This is a genomic window from Mesorhizobium tianshanense, from assembly GCF_007830515.1.
Taxonomy (GTDB): domain Bacteria; phylum Pseudomonadota; class Alphaproteobacteria; order Rhizobiales; family Rhizobiaceae; genus Mesorhizobium; species Mesorhizobium tianshanense.
Window position 1 is genome coordinate 33,281 of record NZ_VLKT01000011.1, and the last position, 20,432, is coordinate 53,712.

A 20,432-nucleotide genomic window follows, 5' to 3' on the forward strand; every position below is an offset into this window, starting at 1 on the left:
CGCCGCCATGCGCGGCTACTTGGGGTCGGAACAAGAACTGTTCCCGCAGACACGCGGCCTTTATCAACCAAAGACAGCTACGGTTGATTTGACGATGATGCCGCCATCGGGGCGTCGGCGCATCTGACGCCCCGTTGCGGCGCGAAAGACAGTCGGCAGCTGCAGCGCCGGCGGCACCCGCGACCAGAGCGTTCGCATGATTTCCCGGCCGTGCCGAGTTTTCCGAACGGCGCTTCCAGACACGACGCGCTGAGACCAGCGGAAGCCGATTTCATGGAAATACAGGTCGGCATGTTGAGGGCTGATATGGTGAAAGACGCCGGCGATCGTCCGCCGGACGCGGGAATTGAAACCCTCCACCGAATTGACGTGGACCGTGTCGCGAACATATTCGTGGCTGGAATGCTTCACGGTCTCATGCTTGGCAAAACTCTCGCCGATGGCCATGAATGCCTTCGCCTCATCACTCATCAAATGCGCGTGGGTTTCGATCTGTGTTTCAATCGCACGTTCGGCAGCACGCAATGAAAGACCGGTCACGACCGCGGCCGTGCGTCACCGGCCGGAGCGCCGGGCGTGACGCCGGTCGGCCGCTGCACCATCGCCATGACCGGCGCCTTCTCCGTATTCGCCTGACCTTTACGGCCCCGTCCCGGAGGTGGGTCATCCGGCCGCTTTCGGGGACTTCCCCCGAGATGGAAATGGTCGATCTCAACCGTGCCGTCGAGCATGTGTTCCCGCGCCACCATCAGCCGCAGGGCGTGACCCATGCGCCAAGCCGTCGGTTGGCTCACGCCAAGGATCTCGGCGAGCCGGACCGAGGACAAGCCCTTGTCCGACTGGAGCATCAGCCACATGGCTTTCAGCCAAACACGCAAGGGCAGCTTGGTCGAGTGCAGCGGGGTATGGGTCGTCACCGTGAACTGGAACCGGCAATCGCCATTGGAACATTGATAAAGACCCGGTCGCGCACGCCGCTTGCCTGTATCGCGGCCGGCTATCGCGATCGAGCGTTTGTAACCACAGGCCGCGCAGATCCTGCCGTCCGGCCACACCATGCCTTCCAGGAGCCGCCGGCAATGCTCTTCATCCCGGAAAGCCACGATCATTTCTTCAACGGTCCGAATGTTGGAAAGCGTTGCGAGCATCGTTTCAGGCATTCTCGTCCCCTCTAGATCACGTTCCAAGAATCGCATGGGAAGGCCATGACCACAAGCCGATTGCTGTCTTTGGTTGATAAAGGCCAGACACGCCAAGATAGAACGAAGCGCGAACGCGCATGATTGATCTGTAGACGAAGCTGCCGGTCGGTTGAAAGCCTTCGGCTGATGGCGACCAATTTCCCCTTGGAGTCGATGTGAGCCAAAGGGGGAACGGAATGGAGAGAAGACGACTTATCAGCTCAAAGGAAGCGGCGACGCTTCTTGGTATAGCGGTGGACGAGGATAGCCTGATCCGTCATTTTACGCTGGACCCGGCAGATGCTTGGAATGTGAACTTCGTCGCCGACCGCAGAACAAGCTGGGCTTCGCGGTTCAACTCTGCACAATGCGACAAACGGGGCGGGCTTATGGGATAGCGAGCAGCCACCCGCGGCTGTGTCAATTATCCTGCGGATCAACTTGGCGTCAACGCCCGCGTGTACACCCTCTATGCACATCGGGTACAGACCCGTTCGATCACAGTCGACACCCGATGAACTATCTGGGTCTGCGGGTGGCTTGCCAAGAAGATCGGCGCGCCGCCCTTGTTGCTGCAATCGAAGCAGTGGCCAATGGCGATATCGGGTTGCCGATCGCGACAGCAGTCATTGCCGAGTTCCGGAAACGCGCTCCTTCCCTCGCTACATTCCATTGAGAAGATTGGCCTCGGCGGTCGCGCGATGGCTCGCCGACGAGCTGAGAAAGAACTCGTTGAAGGCATCTCGCTCGATCGGCTAGCATCGTTGGACAACCTCGCCTTCGGGGAATGGCCCACGAGCGGGCAAAACGAGTCGCGACTGCCAACGGAACTAGCCATCTTCTACAGCCAGGTTGAGGATGGTTATCACAGTTGAGAGGACGAATGCGTTATTGACGTCCGACTTGGTGCCAATGTCATTGGCCGAGCCGCATACGCTATTGCGCAAAACGGCAGACAAAGGTTAGATTGTTTGGAATCGGAATTTATTTCCATAAATGCAGATTCCTGCGTCGGCTTTCATCGGTTGAAACATGGCAAGCAAGATACCTTTGTCCCCAAGCGCGCCGTGGTTCCGGCTGGAGTGTGCAGAAGCTGATTGGCGCGAGGAGCCTGCTAAAGACCTGATACACTGGTACGGACAGATGCTTTTGATCCGGCGCTTTGAGGAAAAGTTGCTCGATCTCGAAAAAGCCGGGCTCCTACACGGCCCTGCCCACGCGAGTATCGGTCAGGAAGCTGGCGCCGTCGGCGCCATGTCCATGCTTTCGACTGGCGACAAGATCAACGGCACGCATCGCGCCCATCATCAGGTTCTCCTGAAACTCATAAACCCCTCAGTGCCCGACGGATTCGACATCCGTTCGGATTTGTTCACCGAGGGGATGGATGATGCGATCTACCGGCTCATGGCCGAAATCATGGGTCTGACGCCAGGCTATTGCGGCGGACGCGGGGGTTCGATGCACATGCGATATGGCGAAGCCGGCATCGTCGGAACTTCCGCGATCGTCGGAGGAAACCCGCCCCAAGCAGTGGGCTATGCGCTGGCAGACAAGCTATTGAAGCGCAACCAGGTCTCAGTCACCTTCTTCGGAGATGGCGCGGCTCAGAACGGCGCCACCTACGAAGCAATGAACATTGCCGCGGCCCAGAGCCTGCCCGTCATCTTCTTCGTCGAGAACAATCTTTACGGGGTTTCCACCCACATTTCCGATGTAACGCGAGAGACACGCCAGTCGTCGCGCGGTGCGATGCTCGGCATTGCGTCGATCGAATGCGACGGCATGGATGTCGTGGCGGTTCATCACGCCATGACCGAGGCTCGGAGGATTATTGCGGAAATGGGTGGGCCGGTCGTCGTCGAGGCGCTTTGCTATCGCCATTTCCACCAGTCGGGAGGCCGGCCGGGCAGTGACTTCGGCTATCGGACGAAGGAAGAAGAGACGTATTGGCGTGAGCGGGATCCGATCAAGCTGGCCGAAGCACGTCTGGCTGCGCTCGGTCTGCTGGACGCCAACGAGAAGTCGCAGATAGATGCCAAGGTTTCGGAACGGGTTGCAAACGCTGCGGGCCGCCTGACCGAACCTGTCCAGGGCGCCAACGCTCTACGCATCCCTCATCATCTGTGGCCCGACCCGGAAAGCCACGATGACGGCATTCTCGGCGACCTTTCCGAGCTCTCCGGCAAACGCATGCTCGATCATAATGACTTGCGAGCCGATGCTGTCGAAAAGGTCAAATTCGTTACCGCGGCCTCGGAGACGCTTGCCGCTGCGATGGCTCGCGACGCGACCATCGTCGTGCTTGGCGAAGATGCCCATCAAATGCGCGGTGGTGTAAGCGGCTTCACGAAAGGCGCCCTGGAACGCTGGCCGGATCGCGTCCTGCCGATGCCGATAGCGGAAAACGGGTTTACCGGTGTCGCGCTCGGCGCGGCGCTCAACGGCCTGCGTCCGGTTGTCGAGATCATGTTCGGAGATTTCTGCTTCTCGGCGGCCGACCAGATTACCAACGGCGTTGGCAAGATCAGGCACATGTTCGGAGACGGCTTTCCGGTACCGCTCGTGATGCGGGTCCGCGTCTCGCCTCATACTGGCTACGGCTCCCAGCATTCCGGTGACCCATCAGCATTGTTTGCGATGTTTCCGGGCTGGCGGATTGTGACCCCGTCCACGGCCTTCGACTACATCGGTCTCATGAACTCCGCCCTCTCCTGCAACGACCCTGTGGTGATCCTCGAGCACACCGAGCTGTATCAGAAAGAATTTGACGTGCCCCGGGACGATCGCGAGTTTCACATCCCCTTCGGCAAGGCCCATGTCGTCAGGCAGGGCTCGGCCTGCACCGTGCTGGCCACGTCGGTGATGGTGCACAAAGCGGTGAAGGCCGCCGAAGAAACTGGTATCGACGCCGAGGTTATCGATCTGCGGAACATCGACAGGCATGGAATCGACTGGCGGCTTATCGGCAGGTCCATCGACAAAACCGGCAGGATCATAATCGCTGAGCAGACGGCGCGTGGCCTGACGATGGGTGCGACATGGGCTGCCGAAATCCAGGAACGGTATTTCGACTACCTGGACCATGAAATTTTGCGCGTGTCAGGCGGACTTGCCGCCCCAACAGTGTCAGCAGTTCTCAATCGTGCGGCTCTCGCGACAGAGGCTGACGTCAGCCAGGCGCTTCGACGCATCGTTCCCAACTGAAAGCAAACCACGGCAAGCGTGCTACCGTGGAAGAAGGCCGAAAATTCGGCGACCAGACGCGGCTGCGGCTTTAGCATCTCCGCGCCGGGCAGCGCGCGTTGCGCTTGAAATCGTTAGCCTTTTCGTGTCACCAGGTGCGTCTGCAGATAGGCGTCGAGCGCTTCCGAGCCACCCTCAGTGCCATAGCCGGAATCCTTGATCCCACCGAAATGAACCTCAGGCAGCGCAAGCCCCAGATGATTGATCGACAGCATGCCTGCCTCGATCTCGTTGCCGAGCCTGGTCGCATTGGCGCTGCTGCGCGTGAAAGCAAAGGCTGCCAGCCCGTATGGTAGCCGGTTGGCCTCGGCGATCGCGTCATCGAGCTTTGCGAACGTGTTGATTACGGCCACGGGGCCAAACGGCTCTTCGTTCATGATCCTCGCGGTGACGGGAACGTCGGCAAGCACGGTCGGCTCGAAGAACCAGCCTTCGTTGCCGATGCGACGCCCGCCTGTCGTCAGCCGCGCACCCTGCGCAATGGCATCTGCGATCAATTCTTCAAGCGCCGGGATGCGCCTGTCATTCGCAAGCGGACCCATATCGACGGTGGGCTCAAGCCCATTGCCGACACGAACGGCTTTCGCGCCCACGGTAAACTTCTCCGAGAAAGCTTCTGCAACCTGCTCCTGAACCAGGAAGCGCGTCGGCGAAACGCACACCTGTCCGGCGTTTCGGAACTTGTTCGCCACCATCAGCTTGGCAGCAAGATCCACGTCCGCATCGTCGGCAACGATCACGGGGGCGTGGCCGCCGAGTTCCATCGTCGCGCGCTTCATATGTTCGCCGGCAAGCGCCGCCAGCCGCTTGCCAACAGGCGTCGACCCCGTGAACGTTATCTTCCGGATAACCGGGTGCGGGATGAGATACTCGGAAATCTCGGCGGGCACGCCGAAGATCAGATTGACCACGCCGGCCGGAATACCGGCATCGTCAAAGGCCTTGATCAATGCTGCTGGCGCCGCCGGGGTTTACTCCGGCGCCTTGACGATGATCGAGCAGCCAGCGGCGACTGCGGCCGAGAGCTTGCGAACGACCTGATTGATCGGAAAATTCCAAGGCGTGAAAGCCGCGACTGGTCCAACGGGTCGCTTCAGCGTGATCCATATGCTCGCTGTGCCTCGCCGGCGAACCAATCGATGATATCGGCTCCAGCAAGAGTTTCGAGACGAGACTGTTCGAGTGGCTTGCCCTGTTCCATGGTCATGATGATGGCGATTTCGTCAGCCCGACCGCGCAGGATGTCAGCGGCACGCCGCATCAGTTTTGCACGATCGTAGGCCGAGGTCCTGCTCCATATGCTGAAGCCTCGTTCGGCGGCGGAAAGCGCCTCATCGAGATCTGCGCGATCCGCCCAGGCCACGCTTCCAATCCGACGGCCTGTCGCAGGATCGAAGACGTCTATGGCTCTTCCGGTGGAAGCAGGCCGCCATGCACCGTCTATGAAGAGTTGTGTATCGGGATACGCGGTCATCATGTCCTCCTGGCCGCCTTTCGGCGTATGGGGTGTCTCGGCGATCCTCAATCAGATCGTCAAGGCAGCGGCGGCGGTTCCGACTGGCGAACGAGATCGCGGCATGAGATGACACCGGCTTCCGCCAGGGAGTCGATACGACCGGCATCGAAACCGAGAACGTCGCGCAGGACATCGCGGGTATCTTCCCCGAGCAGCGGCGGCGCTTTTGCGGAGCGGCCGGCCTGGGCAGCCAGTCCGTGCGCGGGACGGATTAGCGCGACCGTACCGAGTTCAGGATGCTCAAGGTACTGCACCACGCCGCGCTCGGTCACGCTTGGGCTCCCGAGCGCTTCCGAGACCGTCCTTACCTCTCCGGCCGGCACGCTGGCGCTGTGACAGGCCGACAGCCAATGGTCCCGCGTCTGTCCGCTCAAGATGTCGGCAAGAGCAGGTAGAAGCTGTTCTCTAAACAGCGCTCTTTGATGGGACGTCTTGAAGCGTTCGTCACGCGCAAGCTCGGGGCGTCCGATGACTTTGTCGCAGAAGTCCTTGAACATGCGGTCGTTGCCCACAGCCAGCGCAAAGATGCCGTCGCTGGCCTCAAAGAGTTGATAAGGCACGACGGTGGGATGTGCATTGCCATATCGGCGCGGCTCGACGCCGGCATTCAGATAGCCAGTACCCACGTTGATGAGCAGGTTGAGCGTCGAATCCAGAAGCGACACATCGATGTGTTGTCCAACACCTGTGTCGCGTCGCTGATAGAGTGCAGCAAGGACGGACTGCGTCGCAACCATGCCAGCAACAACATCGGTAAAGGCGACGCCAAGCCGGTTCGGCGGTCCATCCACCTCGCCCGTGATCGACATAAGTCCGCTCTCGGCTTGCATGACGAAGTCGTAGCCCGGGCGATCACGCTCCGGTCCTGTCTGCCCGTATCCTGAGATCGAGCAATAGACTATCCTGGGGTTGAGAGCCCGGACGTCCTCGTAACCGACTCCGAGTCGCTCCGCTGTTCCCGCACGGAAATTCTCCACGACGACGTCGGCCTTTGCGGCAAGATCCAAAACGATCCGTTTTCCTTCCTCGGCCTTCAGGTCGACGGCAACGCTTTGCTTTCCGCGATTGGCACAGAGATAATACGTGCTGATGCCCTTGTAGTTGGGAACGGACCAGGCCCTGGTGTCATCGCCGCCATTGATGTTCTCTATCTTCCACACCTCCGCCCCCAGGTCGGCCAGGCTCATCGTCGTCCAGGGCCCTGCGAGGACGCGTGACAGATCGAGGACGCGGATGCCCTCGAGCGGTAGTTTTGGAAGCATCTATTGATTCCTTCGGCCAAGCTTGGCTCTATCTGCCGGGGCCTCACCGGTCTCTATTGACAACACTTCGCTCAGCCGGTCAACATAATTGAAATTATATTCCATTTATGAACGGTCAGCGCCCGAGTAAAATCGCAGGTGAATGCTCATGAGAAAGCGATCCAAATCAATTGACGGCAGCGACGCGGCTGAAACGGGTAACCCGGCGGCGTCGTTGACGCGGGGGCTTGAGATTCTGCGTGCTTTCACGGCACAAGACTCCACACTCGGCAATCAGGACCTGATCGAGCGGACCGGCCTGCCGAAAGCCACGGTATCGCGATTGACCCAGACGCTCGTTGGGCTCGGCTACCTGCACTACGACGACCTGCTCGGCCGCTACAGCATCGGGCCTGCCACAGTCTCGCTGGGTTACTCCGCCCTCAGTTCGAATCCCGTCGTGCATCTGGCGCGTCCATTGATGCAGGAAATGGCGAACTGGACCGGCGCCGCGGTTGCGCTCGGCACCCGCGACGGTCACGAGATGGTCTATATCGCGAACTGCCGGTCCATGGCCCCAGTCACGTTGCAACTGAACGTCGGCTCTCGCGTACCCATTTATCGCACGGCAATGGGACTTGCCTATCTTGCCGAGATGGACGCGGAATCCCGCGAAATCGCAGTCGACGAAATCCTGTCGGTGGAAGAGCTTTCCGAGAAGGAACTCCAGGACGCAATTTCTGCCGCCATCAGAGGCTACAAAAAGGACGGCTTCGTCACGGCTTTCGGCGCCTGGTACAGCTACATCAACGCGGTAGGCGTCGCGTTCCGGCCGACTGACGGTTCGCCTCTGGTTTCCATCACATGCGGCGGCATTGTGGATATTCTTCCGAAGCCGCTCTGCCGGGACAAGATAGGCCCCGAACTCGCGCGGCTTGTAGAGCGCCTGCGCGCTCGACTGAGCGGAAACCTCGGCGCTTAAGTACACGGCTCTACACCCGCCGCGGTGGCCATTCCGTGGCCGGAGAATAAGTGAGCTCCTGCCTCATGTCGTTGAGCACGGTCTCGAAGATATCCGGCTTGCCGAGTTTGCCGGATTTGAGCATGAGCGCCAGCGGGAACGGCGACGACGAGACCGCACGTGCGATCCCAGGCCCTTGATAGGGTCCAACCGTCATTTCCAAAATCCCGAGCGCCGCAATGATTGCGCCGGACGTCTCGCCGCCAGCGATTAGCAACCGCCTTACACCGAGTTCGAATACGATGGACTTGGCTATTTCGGACAGCAGGTGTTCCGCTTTGGCGGCGGCCTGGTCCCGTCCATAGCGAGATTGGACCTTTTCGACCACGGACTGCACTTGCGCAGTGCTGATGGCGAAGGGCGTTCCCGCCGCAACCGCGGTCCGCGCGAAATCCCTCGCTTCAGCCACTAAGTCATCTCCCGCAAATGCGCGATCCATATCGATGGTCAGGACCGGATGCCGGGGTGAGAATTCGTCGATCTGCCGCATGGTCTGCTCCGCCACGCTGCCCACCAGCACCGCTGCCGGGCCGTCCACCGCGGGAAGAGTTGCCGATTGCTCCAGGCTAACAAGTCCTCTCTCTTGCCAAACCGGCGGAAGATGCGCAGCCACCGATGAGTTTCCAGTAAGCAGCGGCATGTCGGCGCTTGCCTGTGCGATCGATGCGAGATGACGCTCCCATAGAGTATCGACTAGCAGCAGCGACCTGCCCTCGCCTGACAACGTCTCACAGGCCATCCGAATTGATTGCGCCCCGGCGTCTACCACTTGATAGTTTACCAGCCCCGCCTTGCGCCGCGCCTGGGACTGCAAAACGCGCACAAGATTCGAGTCCGTCATGGGGGTCAGCGGATCATTGCGCTTGGGCGATTCAGCCAACAGCTGGGCGCCGCCGAACATGTGGCCCTGGTAGACCGTCCTCTGCGTTTCGCACAGCGCCGGACAGAACAGGGCGTAACGCGCGCCCAGGCGATCCATAAGGGCTTCGGAGCATGGCCCTATATTTCCCTGCGGAGTGGAATCGAATGTGGCGCAATACTTGAAGAATATCTGGCGGGCGCCTTGGGCGATCAGCGACTCGGCGGCCCGCAAGACTTGCGAGATTGCCTGCTCGACGGGAATGACACGAGTCTTCAGCGCTATGACATGGGCATCGAAGCCCTGAGCGAAACTCTCTGCCGGTCCTACTGTGAAGCGAGTGCGGACACCCCTGGCGACCAGCATCGACGCCAACTCGGAACCGCCGGTCAGGTCGTCGGCGATCGCACCAAATACGAGCGGCTTGTTCAAAGGCAATGCGTCCTCCCGCGGACCAATCCCGAATTCGCGCGCAAGGACATCACGCCTCGGGGAAATGGCACGCGGCCGAATGCCCCGGCGACCGCTCTTCCAGCTCTGGCCTGACGTCCTTGCAGATGTCCTGAGCCTTCCAGCAGCGGGTGCGGAAAGGACAGCCTGAAGGCATATTCATCGGGCTCGGAACGTCGCCCGTAAGCGTAATGCGCTGGCGCTGGCGCTCCCTGTCTGGATCCGGCACCGGGACCGCCGACAGCAGTGCTTTCGTATAGGGGTGTGCGGGATGCTCGTAGATCTGAGAGGCATCTCCCATTTCCACGATCCGGCCGAGGTACATCACCCCGACGCGGTCCGAGACATGCCGCACAACGGCAAGGTCATGCGCGATGAAGACATACGATATGCCCAGCCGTTCCTGAAGTTCTTCCAGCAAGTTGAGAACGCCCGCCTGGATCGAGACGTCGAGCGCGGAAACCGGTTCGTCCAGCACCAGCACGGCTGGATCGAGCGCCAGGGCGCGCGCAATGCCAACGCGCTGCCTCTGCCCCCCGGACAGTTCGTGAGGATAGCGATCGCCATGTTCGGGCGAAAGGCGCACCAACTCCAGCAGTTCGGACGCCCGTTTCAGCGCCGGGTCGCCAGTGACGCCGACGAGCCTCAGCGGTTCGGCGATGATCGCCTTCACAGTCATGCGCGGATGAAGCGACGCCAGGGGGTCCTGGAACACAATCTGCAGATGACGCCGGAACTGGCGCATCTCCGCTGAGGAGAGCTGTGTGATGCTCGTGTCGGAGAACAGAACTTCGCCCGAGGTCGGTTCGATGAGGCGCAGGATGCATCTTCCAAGTGTGGATTTGCCGCAACCGGATTCACCGACGAGACCGAATGTCTCGCCACGAAAAAGATCGAACGAGACGCCGGAAACGGCGTGAACGCTTGCCGTCGTCTTCGTCCCCAGAAGCCCGCCCTTGATGTCGAACGACTTCTTGAGATCCCTGACCGAAAGGATCGGGGTGCCTTGGTGCTGCGGGGCTGTCGTCGCGAACGTCATGCGGACCCCGCGGTCGTCTGGAAAGCCGACGTGTCGAACGTGCGCAATTCTTCAGCGAAGTGACAGGCCGTCTCGATGTCGTCGACCGTCCGCAACTCCGGTTCCTCGGTAGAGCAGATGTCGCGCGCCATCGGGCAGCGCGGGCGGAATGGGCAACCGCTCGGTCGCGCCGATAGCGACGGCGGATTGCCTGGGATCGGAACCAGTTTGCCAGCCTTCTGCTCGATGCTGGGCAGGCAGGAAAGCAGGCCGCGTGTATACGGGTGACGCGAACCACGGAATATCGCGCGCACCGGCCCCGTTTCGACGACTTTTCCGGCGTACATGACCACGACCGTGTCGGCCACGCCGGCCACGATGCCAAGGTCGTGAGTGATCAGGACAAGCCCGACCGGAAACATTTGCCGCAAGTTGCTCAGAACCTCGATGATCTGCGCCTGAACGGTGACGTCCAGAGCGGTCGTCGGCTCGTCGGCGATGAGCACGTCCGGGTTATTGGCGATCGCCATTGCAATCATGACGCGCTGACGCATGCCGCCAGAGAATTCGTGGGAATACTGCCGGACGCGTACATCAGGCTGTGGCACGGCGACTGTCTCAAGCAATTCGATCGCACGCTGCATGGCCTGCTTGGCTGACATGCGGGGATTGTGCAGCCTGACCGCTTCGGCGATCAGATCACCCACCCGTATGACCGGGTTCAAGGCGGTCATCGGATCCTGGAAGATCATGCCGATCTTCGAACCGCGCAATCGCCTCAGCCGACGCTCCGAAGCGCCGACAAGTTCTTCGCCGTTCAATTTGATCGAACCCGACAGGGAGGCCAGAGGCGGCGGCAACCCCATGACGGCACGCACTGTCATCGATTTTCCCGAGCCGGATTCGCCCACGATACTGACGACCTTCTTCGCATGCACGTTGAAGCTCACGCCTCGAACGACATCGACACCGCGATTGAGGGAAACGCGCAGATCCACGACTTCGAGAAGGGGCTTATCGGAGGTCACGGCTATTCATCTTTCGGATCCAGCATGTCGCGAAGGGTGTCGCCGATGAAGTTGCAGCCCAGGCCGATGGAGAGGATTGCCAGGCCAGGACCGAAGGCAATCCACCAGGAATAGAAATGAGCCGCGCCCTCGGAGATCATGGAGCCCCATTCCGGAGTAGGCGGCTTCGCGCCCAGGCCGATGAAGCTTAGCGACGCTGCAAGCAGCACCACCTGGCCGAAGTCCATCGTGGCGCTTATTATCGTGGGAGTCCACGAGAGCGGCAGGATGTGCTTCAGCAGCAATCTGGTCCGCGATGCTCCTCCCGCAACCGCAGCCTCGATGTGATCTCGCGACAGCACATCCAGTACCTGCCCTCGCATCAATCGAGCATAGACAGGCCACCAGACCACCACGATCGCGATCGCCGTATTCTGGACACCGGGTCCGAGTGATGCGGCAATCGACATTGCCAGCAGGACGGGTGGAAAGGACAGCGTTATGTCGACAAGTCGCATCAGAATGGAGTCTGGCCATCCCCCGAAGAAGCCGGAGAGCGCTCCGACGACCGAACCGATAGTCACCGAGGCGGCGACGACAATGACGGCGATCGTCAGCGAATACTGCGCGCCGTAAAACGTCCGGATCAGTACGTCGCGGCCGAGAGCGTCGGTACCAAGCCAATGCGAGAATGACGGGGGCTGCAGCTTTCGGCTAACTATCTTCAGTGGCTCGTAGGGTGCCCAGAACTCGACGGTCAAAGCCACAACGACCCAGAAGATCAGTATGCCTATGCCAACAACAAGGGCCGGCCGCGCCAGACGGAAAGACCGGGCGGGTGCATGTGCAGAGAGTGCGGATGCGGAAGCCATGTCCGTCAACTCAGCTTTATTCGCGGATTGGCGAACGCATAGGTCACGTCGGTCACCAAGTTGGACAGAAGGAAGGCGCTAGCCCCTACCAGGGAAACGCCGATGATCGCGGGGTAGTCGAGAGTTCGCGCTGAATCGACGGCGTAAGAGCCGATACCAGGCCACGCGAAGACTGACTCGGTCAGGACTGCGCCGGTGATGAGGTAGGCGAAGGAGTAACCGATGATCGTCAGTGTCGGTATCATCGCGTTAGGCAGCGCATGCCTGAAAAGCGTTCGCCTTTCGCCCGCGCCCTTCGCGCGTGCGGCCAGGATATAGTCCTGCCCTAGAACGTCGAGCATGCTGGCGCGAACCAAGCGCGCGAGGATCCCGGTCACCGACCATCCGAGCACGAAAGCAGGAAGCACAAGATAGTGCAGCGCGGTCAGAAACCCCCTGAAGTCTCCCGCAATCAGTGCATCGACCGTGTACATTCCGGTGACGAAGGGCGGCGGCTGTCCCCGCGGGTCGAAACGCCCTGGGCCGGGTATCAGAGAGAATTGCACCGACAATATGTACAAAAGAAGCAGCCCGGACCAAAAGACGGGAATTGTAGAACCGAACAACGCGAAAAAACGCGCCAGATAGTCGATGGGTTTGTCGCGGAAACGGGCCGCCACGATGCCCAGCAAGATACCGCTCGATGTACCGACGATCATCGCGGCAATAACCAGTTCAAGGGTGGCCGGAAGCCGCTCGGAGATATCGGTCAGAACGGGCCGACGCGTCCGAAACGACACCCCGAGGTCGCCGGAGACGAGGTTCGTCACATAGATCACGAACTGCTCCGGGAGGCTCTTGTCGAGACCCCAACGCTCCTTCGCCGCGGCAATCACTTCCGGATTGTTCATCTGCCGTTCGCTGACCAAGGCCGCAAGCGGATCAGCTTGGGTTAGATGGGAAAGACAAAACGCGAGCGACGCGACCCCCAGAAGAAGAAACGGCATCGCCAGCAGGCGGCGAATTATGTACGTCAGCATCTACAATCCCGAGGAAAAGGGCATTGCTGCATGGCACTGCCTCGTGTGTTTCCAGTCTCTGCCTAGTTGCGGGTGGCGTCCAGTCACGCCGTCTTCAATGCCCCGCGGCGATCCTCGTTGCCGCTGCCTCGCCCGCGGCAAGCGCGCCCTCCATATAGCCCCTGTATTCTCGCGACATGTGCGTCCCCGCCCAATGAAGCGGTCCAACCGGCTCACGCAGTTCTCCACCTATTGTGGTGAGCGCGCCAGGGACCAGGAAGGGGCTCGACGCTCCGCCCGACCATTCCTCATCGGCCCAGACCTGGTCCATGTATTCGATCGGATTCTGTGCTTCCGCGCCGAGCGCTTGCGTCAACAATTCGAGGACGCGCGCCTTCCGCCTGTCCGGAGCGAGGTTGTCCACGCGATACGCGGCAACACCCGTGAACAAGGTAATCAGGATCCCCTTGCCCGCCTGCTCGTCGCCCAGATCATACGCTGCAGTGAGCGAGCCGTCGGTCGCAATGACGTTGCCGTTGAGGTTGCGATCCCGCCAGAACGGCCTTTCATAGACGATGACGGCCTTGGTGTTGCGCCCGTTGGGGAACCGCTGGTGAAGCAGCCTGCGTTTCGAAGGCAGATGAGGCGTAAAGCGTATCTGGCTGATCATCGTTGGGGACGTGGCGAAGACGACATTGCGCGAACGCCATGCACCGGCGTCCGTAAATACCGTGGCTTCGCCGTTGCTCCAATCGACGGCCCTGGCCGGGGCCGAGAGAACGATATCGTCTCCGAGGTCGCGCGCCATCCCCTCAGATACGATCTGCGATCCCATCATGTGAGCCGATTGCCCGCCGGTATCGGTGTCCGACATGAAGACCGGTCCACCGCAGGATTTCAGTTTCTGAAGAAGCTCAAGCGCCGAAATTTCCTCGGCAAGCGCCCCATAGTAGGCGCCTGGGATGCGTGTCATGGCGCCGTGGACACGGCCTGGCTGACAGATGGTGTTGACCCACGTCGCATAGGTCATCGAATCCAGCTTCGCTGCGTCGTCACTTTCCCATGGGTTTGGAGCAATCCGATCCATGGCTTCATAGAGAAGACCGTAGGCGTTCTTGTAGTCAGCCTGCTCCTCGTCATTGAGTCCCGGTACCGTCCCCATGGCGCCGACGAAGGTATCCTTTCCGTGCAGGCAGACGCGTTGACCTGTCACGAATTGCTTAACCAACGGAGCCGAATAGCGATCGATCAGCGCGTTGATGCGCCTTTGTTTCGGGGAGACCCATTGCCCACCGAGATCCACACGACCGCCGTAAGCTGCGCTGTTGGGTGAAAATGTGAGACCGCCGACGCGGTTGCGTGCTTCAAAGACCGCCACCGACAGACCGGCTTCCTTGAGGAGAAGGGCGGCGTAGAGGCCCGACAGCCCGGCGCCAACAACCACAACGTCACGATCTTTGTTCTTATGCATGATGGGAGCCTCTTTGAGCACGCACTCAGGGAATGCCGGAGAGCCCCTCTCCGGCATTCAACCGCTTGTCGGCGGTAGTTTGGTCCGTCTATTTCCAGGAAATGTCCGACAAGACCATGTTGCAGCAGGCGCTGAAACGCAGACCCTCGAGACCCTTCCGGTAGACGAAGACATTGTCCGGGCTGAGGATCGGCAGGATGATGTGATCCTCGGCAATGCCCTTCGCCAGCTCCCGGAAGTAGCCGTCACTTTCCGCGCCGCCGGTCGACAGAGCTTTCTTGAGAAGCCCGGCGACTTCGGGCCGCGCAAGCTCAGGGTCGTTTGCTGCGCCGGCCCGCTTGTACCAAACGGTGCCGTCCATCATGGCGAAGTACTGGATGTACTGGGATGTGCCGAAAAAGTCCGGCGCGAAATAGACCGCTGTAAGCGGAATTCCATCGCCATTGACGCGCTCACGCCATACCGAGAATTCGACCGGCTCAAGGTTGAGCTCGATCTTGATTTCGGCGAGGTCTTGCTGGATCTTCTGCATCATGAGCGTGTAGTCGACGCCATATTGATTGACGTTCGGATACATCGCATCGATGGTGAAGCCGTCGGCGGCTCCCGCCTCGGCCATCAGCGCCTTGGCCTTCTCGACATCGTAGCTAATCGGCTCCGCGCCGCCGGTGCCGGGAAAGCCTTCCGGGATGGGAGTGGCTAGACGCCGCCCCTTGCCGTCAACCGTAAGGTCGATGATTCCGTCATAGTCAATCGCATGAGCGATGGCTTCGCGAACCTTGCTCCCCATTGGATTTGGAAGACCTTTGGCGCCCGGTGCGAGTGCTACATAGACCATGTTGAGCGAGGGCTGGGTATCGACCACGATGTCGGCATTGGTGATGCTTTTGGCCGTCGTGGGATCGACCTGCATCGCGATGTCGGCGGTCCCGCCCTCGAGGAGCTGCAGCTGGCTGACGCCGCCTTTGGACTGCTGCATAATGATCTCCGACACAGCTGGAGCTTCTCCCCAGTAATTGTCGTTGCGCTTCAAACGCACTTCCTGGTTCGGGCTGTAGGAGGACAGGACGAACGGTCCGGCGCCTGCGGAATTGGCGAGCAGCCACTGTTCGGCAGTGTCCTTGGTGGCCGCGTCTGTACCGGCATCACCGCCATTCTCTGCCACGACGTCGGAGTTGATGATGGCGAGGAATGGAGCTGTCAGGACGCTCAGGAATTCGGAATTGGACTCGGTGAGATCGATGACCACCGTCTGCGCGTCTGGCGTCTCGATCGATTTGACGGGATCCACGAGGTATGATGCGCTTCCCTTGACGTTCTTCAGTCGCTCCAGCGACCATTTCACGTCTTTCGGCTCGACGGGAGAGCCGTCAGAAAACTTGGCCTTCGGGTTAAGCTTGAACGTGAATTTGGTCTGATCAGCGTTGATTTCCCAACTTTCCGCCAACATCGGGACAATCGTCTTGTTGTCCTTGTCGAGATTCACGAGGCGCGCATAGGTCGAACTGAAAACGATCTGGCAGGTGTCACAAAACCCGCGGGACGGATCAAGTGAGTTTATGTCCATATCGCGCGCGATGACCAACGGCTTGTCCTGAGCCTGTGCTGTAACCAAGCTGGCCGGGACAAGCATTGTCGCGCACGCTAGGGATAGTGTCAGTGCATGCGTGCGCAGGGTACGGGCCATGTACCCATCTCCGTTTCGAATAGCCAACATGAAAAAATCTCCCATTTCTTGTGCCCGGCTTCGCTAGTTGCTTCGCGCAGATTTGTTCCTGCCAAGTCGAACGAGTGTGGCAGCGAATGCCGACGACGATATGTCGCTTTGCGCAATGGAGATTGCGTTTATCGCAATTTAGGTGTTTACGGCCTGAAGGAGAATTAGCGCGCGCCTGGTGATGATGACAGGTATTGGCGAAATGGATCGGAAACGAAGCAGGCTGATGGATTTTGACGGGCAGCATAGCGTTGCCGTGCTGTGCATTGAGGCATCGCTTCACTCTGCCTTGCTGTCGATTGAGCCATTTCGCGCGGCGAACCGGCTGAGCAAGTCGCGGCTTTTCAGCATCGATTTCGTGTCGATCGACGGGCAACCGAGCGGCACCAATCTGGATATCATGATTCCGGTCAACGCCACACTGGACATGCCCAGAACGTACGATCTGATTCTGCTGCATTCGTCATACGGCATCCTGGATCGAGGGAAGACCGCCCTCTTCCGTTGGCTGCGGCGTCAGGCCGCCGCTGGCGCCCATCTGTGCGGCATGGATGCAGCCCCGCTGCTGCTCGGAGAAGCCGGGCTGCTCAAGGGCTACAGAGCGACCAGTCACTGGAGCACGTTGGCTTCGTTCAGGGAACTTTACCCTGACACTGAGGTAGTCGAGCAACTCTTCGTATTCGACCGCAACCGGTCAACGTGCGCCGGCCAACTCGCATCGGTCGACTATGCCTTGTTCATGCTGGATCGGTTTTGCGGCAGAGCACTGCGCGACATCGTCGCGAACGATCTCGTCTACCCGGCCATTCGCAACGAAGCGGATCTGCAGAGGCAGATCATCAACGGGCATGCTTGGCATACGAATCCCATTCTTCTGCGCGCACAGAAATTGATGCAGGAGAGTATCGAGGATCCCCTGTCGATACAGGCTATCGCGGACAAATGCGGCATCTCCCAGCGGGAGCTACAACACCTCTTCGGGAAGCACCTCAAGGCCAGCCCGAAGAACTATTACATGACGTTCAGGCTGCAGCGCGCCAAGGAACTGCTGATCTATAGCGCGCTGAGCATACGCGAGACCGGCCTCGCCAGCGGCTTCACGTCTTCCGCGACGTATTTCAGGGCGTTTCGCGCCCGCTTCAAGACAAGTCCGATGCACTACAGACGTGCGTTTCAGGTGAATACGTCGACGCCAGATGGTCGCAGACTCTATTAACTGGACATCGCCCCTCAGGCTCCCGGGTCAAGGCTTGAGCAGACCTTTGCCGTAGGTCAGATAGCGCTCGCGAATTCGTGCCATTTCGTCTGGTGGCAACAGTGCCGGCTCCCCTGCCTGCCGGGCAAGAAGATATTGCCGCGCCAGCGTCTCCAGCCGGATTGTGTTGTTCATCGCGGCCGCGAGTGTCGGCCCCACTGCAATCATGCCGTGGTTCGCAAGCAGGCAGGCCGTGCGGCCTTCGAGCGCCTCTACAGCCGCGGCAGCCAAAGCCATAGTGCCAAACGTGGCGTATCGCGAACACCGCACGTTGTCGCCGCCGAAAGCAGCGACCGTATAGTGAAAGGCAGGCAGGTCCTGGCGCAGGCAGGAAAGTGCGACGCACGCGTCTGCATGGGTATGGATTACCGCGCAGACAGAGGGGAGCGCGGCAAGAATGGCTGCATGCATATGCCATTCGCTCGAAGGAAAACCACTTCCGACCACACGGTGGTCATTGCTCATATGAACGATCTGATTGACGTCGACATTGGTGCTGTTGCCGCCGGTCGGGGTAACGAGCATGCCGCCGGCAATGCGACAACTGACGTTGCCCGCGGTTCCCCGATTGAAGCCCAATGCTTCGAGCCTCTGCATCGCGTCTACGATCGCCTGTCTCGTCTCGATCTCATGCATATGTCAGCCCATCTTGCTGCGTGATCGTACGTAGAGTTACCCGACAAGCCTGACCGCTCAACCATCGCTTGACAGCTTCGCGATGAAACTCCGGGTGGGACATTTGCCATATCGACGTCTTGATCAACGATATATCGTGTGTGATCCTAGCGAATTCCGCAGCCGAATTGGAAGCACATATTTTCTGACAGGAAAAAAAAATTCCTGAGATTGAATTCGAAAACGCGGCTTGGTAAAGGCGCTGGAACACAGCCTTGGAGTACGATGGCGATGTCGGATCACAGTCGAGGTTTCGTCTGGGACGATCCTTTCCTGATTGAGGATCAACTGGCCGAAGACGAGCGCATGGTGCGCGATGCGGCGGCGAGCTTTGCGGCCGACAAGCTCGCGCCGCGCGTGCAGGAAGCGTATCTGGAGGAAAAGACCGACCCGGCGATCTTCCGCGAGATGGGCGATGCCGGCCTGCTCGGTATCACCATCCCCGAGGAATATGGCGGGCTCGGCGCCAACTACGTCACCTATGGGCTGGTGGCGCGGGAAGTCGAGCGCATCGACTCGGGCTATCGCTCGATGATGAGCGTGCAGTCGTCGCTGGTGATGTATCCGATCCACGCCTATGGCTCGGAGGCGCAGCGCAAGAAATACCTGCCGAAGCTCGCCAGCGGCGAGTGGATCGGCTGCTTCGGCCTGACCGAGCCGGATGCCGGTTCAGACCCGGGCGGCATGAAGACGCGGGCGGAGAAGACGGCAAACGGCTATCGGCTGACCGGCTCGAAGATGTGGATCTCGAACGCGCCGATCGCCGACGTCTTCGTGGTGTGGGCCAAGTCGGCTGCGCATGAAAACCAGATTCGCGGCTTCGTGCTGGAGAAAGGCATGAAGGGCCTGTCTGCGCCCAAGATCGGCGGCAAGCTTTCGCTTCGCGCTTCGATCACCGGCGAGATCGTCATGGACGGCGTCGAGGTCGGCGAAGAGGCTCTGTTGCCGAACGTCTCGGGCCTGAAGGGTCCGTTCGGCTGCCTGAACCGCGCACGTTACGGCATCTCATGGGGTGCGATGGGTGCGGCGGAGGATTGCTGGCACCGCGCGCGCCAGTACGGGCTCGACCGCAAGCAGTTCGGCAGGCCGCTCGCCGCGACGCAGCTTTTCCAGAAGAAGCTTGCCGACATGCAGACCGAGATCGCGCTCGGCCTGCAGGCCTCGCTGCGCGTCGGCCGGCTGATGGATGAAGGCAAGTTCGCGCCCGAGATGATCTCGATCGTCAAGCGCAACAATTGCGGCAAGGCGCTCGACATCGCCCGCCAGGCCCGCGACATGCACGGCGGCAACGGCATCCAGATCGAATACCATGTGATGCGCCATGCCCAGAACCTGGAAACGGTGAACACCTACGAGGGCACGCACGACGTGCACGCGCTCATCCTCGGCCGTGCGCAAACGGGACTGCAGGCGTTTTTCTAGACCGGCCCCATCATTCGGGCAACGGCTGCCCGTTTGTATCGGTTTAACTTGAAGGAGACGACCATGTCGAAAGAGATAAATGGAACGGCCGAAAAGCCGGCGCTTTACAAGATGGCCGATCTCCAGAAGAAGCCGTTCACGCCAAGGGGCTCCTCCACGAACGAGTTTACGAGTGACGAAACCGGAGCAAGGATTGCAAGCGGCGTTGTCTATTTCAAGGACGCCGAGATACCCTTCACGCTGTGGTATGACGAGATCCTGATCTGTCACGCCATCGAAGACTCATTTGAGATCGTGGTCGACGACGTGTCCTATCCTTTGACCCCTGGGGACGTGATCTGGCTGCCCGCGGGCACGTCGTTGATCTATCGCAGCAAGGGAACGGCCACCGCCTATTACGCGGTCACGCCCGCCGATTGGGCGAAACACCGCCCGCAAACGTGAGGCCGGCCGGTTGCCGCGCCGCAATCGCCATGCTGCAGC

At 60.1% G+C, this 20,432-nt stretch carries 15 protein-coding genes and 2 pseudogenes; 6 read left to right on the forward strand and 11 right to left on the reverse strand.

Annotated features, from left to right (window positions below):
- Nucleotides 1–63 precede the first annotated feature (63 nt).
- Nucleotides 64–1,160, reverse strand: a pseudogene (locus IQ26_RS10755) (IS1595 family transposase).
- A gap of 388 nt (nucleotides 1,161–1,548) precedes the next feature.
- Here IQ26_RS10755 and IQ26_RS10760 point away from each other — a divergent pair.
- Entirely contained in the window at nucleotides 1,549–1,857 is a 309-nt protein-coding gene (locus IQ26_RS10760; protein ID WP_240547066.1) for a hypothetical protein, read from the forward strand.
- Nucleotides 1,858–2,213: 356 nt separating this feature from the next.
- Nucleotides 2,214–4,388, forward strand: a complete 2,175-nt coding sequence (locus tag IQ26_RS10765; protein ID WP_145716657.1) for an alpha-ketoacid dehydrogenase subunit alpha/beta — start codon at nucleotides 2,214–2,216, stop codon at nucleotides 4,386–4,388.
- A 113-nt stretch (nucleotides 4,389–4,501) separates the two neighbouring features.
- Here IQ26_RS10765 and IQ26_RS10770 read toward each other — a convergent pair.
- Together IQ26_RS10770 and IQ26_RS10775 are read right to left on the reverse strand one after the other, a co-directional pair.
- Nucleotides 4,502–5,904: pseudogene (locus IQ26_RS10770) on the reverse strand (NAD-dependent succinate-semialdehyde dehydrogenase).
- 56 nt (nucleotides 5,905–5,960) lie between these two features.
- A complete protein-coding gene (locus tag IQ26_RS10775; protein ID WP_145716659.1) occupies nucleotides 5,961–7,205 on the reverse strand; it encodes a CaiB/BaiF CoA transferase family protein in 1,245 nt (414 codons plus the stop codon).
- Nucleotides 7,206–7,353: 148 nt separating this feature from the next.
- Here IQ26_RS10775 and IQ26_RS10780 point away from each other — a divergent pair, with 148 nt between their 5' ends.
- Complete coding sequence (locus IQ26_RS10780; protein ID WP_145716863.1) at nucleotides 7,354–8,166, forward strand: IclR family transcriptional regulator; 813 nt, start codon at nucleotides 7,354–7,356, stop codon at nucleotides 8,164–8,166.
- A gap of 10 nt (nucleotides 8,167–8,176) precedes the next feature.
- Here IQ26_RS10780 and otnK read toward each other — a convergent pair whose 3' ends face one another.
- From otnK to IQ26_RS10815, 7 genes are all read right to left on the reverse strand, one after another.
- On the reverse strand, nucleotides 8,177–9,496 hold the full coding sequence (otnK, locus tag IQ26_RS10785; protein ID WP_162457923.1) for a 3-oxo-tetronate kinase: 1,320 nt from the start codon (nucleotides 9,494–9,496) through the stop codon (nucleotides 8,177–8,179).
- A 49-nt stretch (nucleotides 9,497–9,545) separates the two neighbouring features.
- Nucleotides 9,546–10,553 carry an ABC transporter ATP-binding protein gene (locus tag IQ26_RS10790; RefSeq protein WP_145716663.1) on the reverse strand — a complete coding sequence of 336 codons (1,008 nt, stop codon included), beginning with the start codon at nucleotides 10,551–10,553 and terminating at the stop codon, nucleotides 9,546–9,548.
- Nucleotides 10,550–11,560, reverse strand: coding sequence for an ABC transporter ATP-binding protein (locus IQ26_RS10795; RefSeq protein ID WP_240547059.1), 1,011 nt, complete (start codon nucleotides 11,558–11,560; stop codon nucleotides 10,550–10,552). Before IQ26_RS10795 ends, IQ26_RS10790 begins: the two co-directional genes overlap by 4 nt.
- A gap of 2 nt (nucleotides 11,561–11,562) precedes the next feature.
- Nucleotides 11,563–12,411, reverse strand: coding sequence for an ABC transporter permease (locus tag IQ26_RS10800; RefSeq protein ID WP_145716665.1), 849 nt, complete (start codon nucleotides 12,409–12,411; stop codon nucleotides 11,563–11,565).
- A gap of 5 nt (nucleotides 12,412–12,416) precedes the next feature.
- A complete protein-coding gene (locus IQ26_RS10805) occupies nucleotides 12,417–13,430 on the reverse strand; it encodes an ABC transporter permease (RefSeq protein WP_145716667.1) in 1,014 nt (337 codons plus the stop codon).
- A gap of 94 nt (nucleotides 13,431–13,524) precedes the next feature.
- Nucleotides 13,525–14,880 carry a flavin monoamine oxidase family protein gene (locus IQ26_RS10810; protein ID WP_162457924.1) on the reverse strand — a complete coding sequence of 452 codons (1,356 nt, stop codon included), beginning with the start codon at nucleotides 14,878–14,880 and terminating at the stop codon, nucleotides 13,525–13,527.
- 88 nt (nucleotides 14,881–14,968) lie between these two features.
- Nucleotides 14,969–16,567: an ABC transporter substrate-binding protein gene (locus IQ26_RS10815; protein ID WP_240547060.1), complete on the reverse strand. Its 1,599-nt coding sequence runs from the start codon at nucleotides 16,565–16,567 to the stop codon at nucleotides 14,969–14,971.
- Between the two features lie 211 nt (nucleotides 16,568–16,778).
- Here IQ26_RS10815 and IQ26_RS10820 point away from each other — a divergent pair, with 211 nt between their 5' ends.
- Nucleotides 16,779–17,813, forward strand: coding sequence for a GlxA family transcriptional regulator (locus IQ26_RS10820; protein ID WP_145716674.1), 1,035 nt, complete (start codon nucleotides 16,779–16,781; stop codon nucleotides 17,811–17,813).
- Nucleotides 17,814–17,840: 27 nt separating this feature from the next.
- On the opposite strand, the gene IQ26_RS10825 is transcribed toward IQ26_RS10820, so the two are convergent.
- A complete protein-coding gene (locus IQ26_RS10825) occupies nucleotides 17,841–18,488 on the reverse strand; it encodes a class II aldolase/adducin family protein (RefSeq protein WP_145716676.1) in 648 nt (215 codons plus the stop codon).
- A gap of 270 nt (nucleotides 18,489–18,758) precedes the next feature.
- Here IQ26_RS10825 and IQ26_RS10830 point away from each other — a divergent pair, with 270 nt between their 5' ends.
- Nucleotides 18,759–19,949 carry an acyl-CoA dehydrogenase gene (locus IQ26_RS10830; RefSeq protein WP_145716678.1) on the forward strand — a complete coding sequence of 397 codons (1,191 nt, stop codon included), beginning with the start codon at nucleotides 18,759–18,761 and terminating at the stop codon, nucleotides 19,947–19,949.
- Between the two features lie 63 nt (nucleotides 19,950–20,012).
- Nucleotides 20,013–20,393 carry a hypothetical protein gene (locus tag IQ26_RS10835; RefSeq protein WP_145716680.1) on the forward strand — a complete coding sequence of 127 codons (381 nt, stop codon included), beginning with the start codon at nucleotides 20,013–20,015 and terminating at the stop codon, nucleotides 20,391–20,393.
- Nucleotides 20,394–20,432: the final 39 nt, after the last annotated feature.

Excerpts from the sequence above, each read along its gene's own strand:
- IQ26_RS10760 (WP_240547066.1), top strand. The coding sequence starts at position 1,549 with ATGCGACAAACGGGGCGGGCTTATGGGATAGCGAGCAGCCACCCGCGG.
- IQ26_RS10765 (WP_145716657.1), top strand. The coding sequence starts at position 2,214 with ATGGCAAGCAAGATACCTTTGTCCCCAAGCGCGCCGTGGTTCCGGCTG.
- IQ26_RS10775 (WP_145716659.1), bottom strand. The coding sequence starts at position 7,205 with ATGCTTCCAAAACTACCGCTCGAGGGCATCCGCGTCCTCGATCTGTCA.
- IQ26_RS10780 (WP_145716863.1), top strand. The coding sequence starts at position 7,354 with ATGAGAAAGCGATCCAAATCAATTGACGGCAGCGACGCGGCTGAAACG.
- IQ26_RS10790 (WP_145716663.1), bottom strand. The coding sequence starts at position 10,553 with ATGACGTTCGCGACGACAGCCCCGCAGCACCAAGGCACCCCGATCCTT.
- IQ26_RS10800 (WP_145716665.1), bottom strand. The coding sequence starts at position 12,411 with ATGGCTTCCGCATCCGCACTCTCTGCACATGCACCCGCCCGGTCTTTC.
- IQ26_RS10805 (WP_145716667.1), bottom strand. The coding sequence starts at position 13,430 with ATGCTGACGTACATAATTCGCCGCCTGCTGGCGATGCCGTTTCTTCTT.
- IQ26_RS10810 (WP_162457924.1), bottom strand. The coding sequence starts at position 14,880 with ATGCATAAGAACAAAGATCGTGACGTTGTGGTTGTTGGCGCCGGGCTG.
- IQ26_RS10815 (WP_240547060.1), bottom strand. The coding sequence starts at position 16,567 with ATGGCCCGTACCCTGCGCACGCATGCACTGACACTATCCCTAGCGTGC.
- IQ26_RS10820 (WP_145716674.1), top strand. The coding sequence starts at position 16,779 with ATGATGACAGGTATTGGCGAAATGGATCGGAAACGAAGCAGGCTGATG.
- IQ26_RS10825 (WP_145716676.1), bottom strand. The coding sequence starts at position 18,488 with ATGCATGAGATCGAGACGAGACAGGCGATCGTAGACGCGATGCAGAGG.
- IQ26_RS10830 (WP_145716678.1), top strand. The coding sequence starts at position 18,759 with ATGTCGGATCACAGTCGAGGTTTCGTCTGGGACGATCCTTTCCTGATT.
- IQ26_RS10835 (WP_145716680.1), top strand. The coding sequence starts at position 20,013 with ATGTCGAAAGAGATAAATGGAACGGCCGAAAAGCCGGCGCTTTACAAG.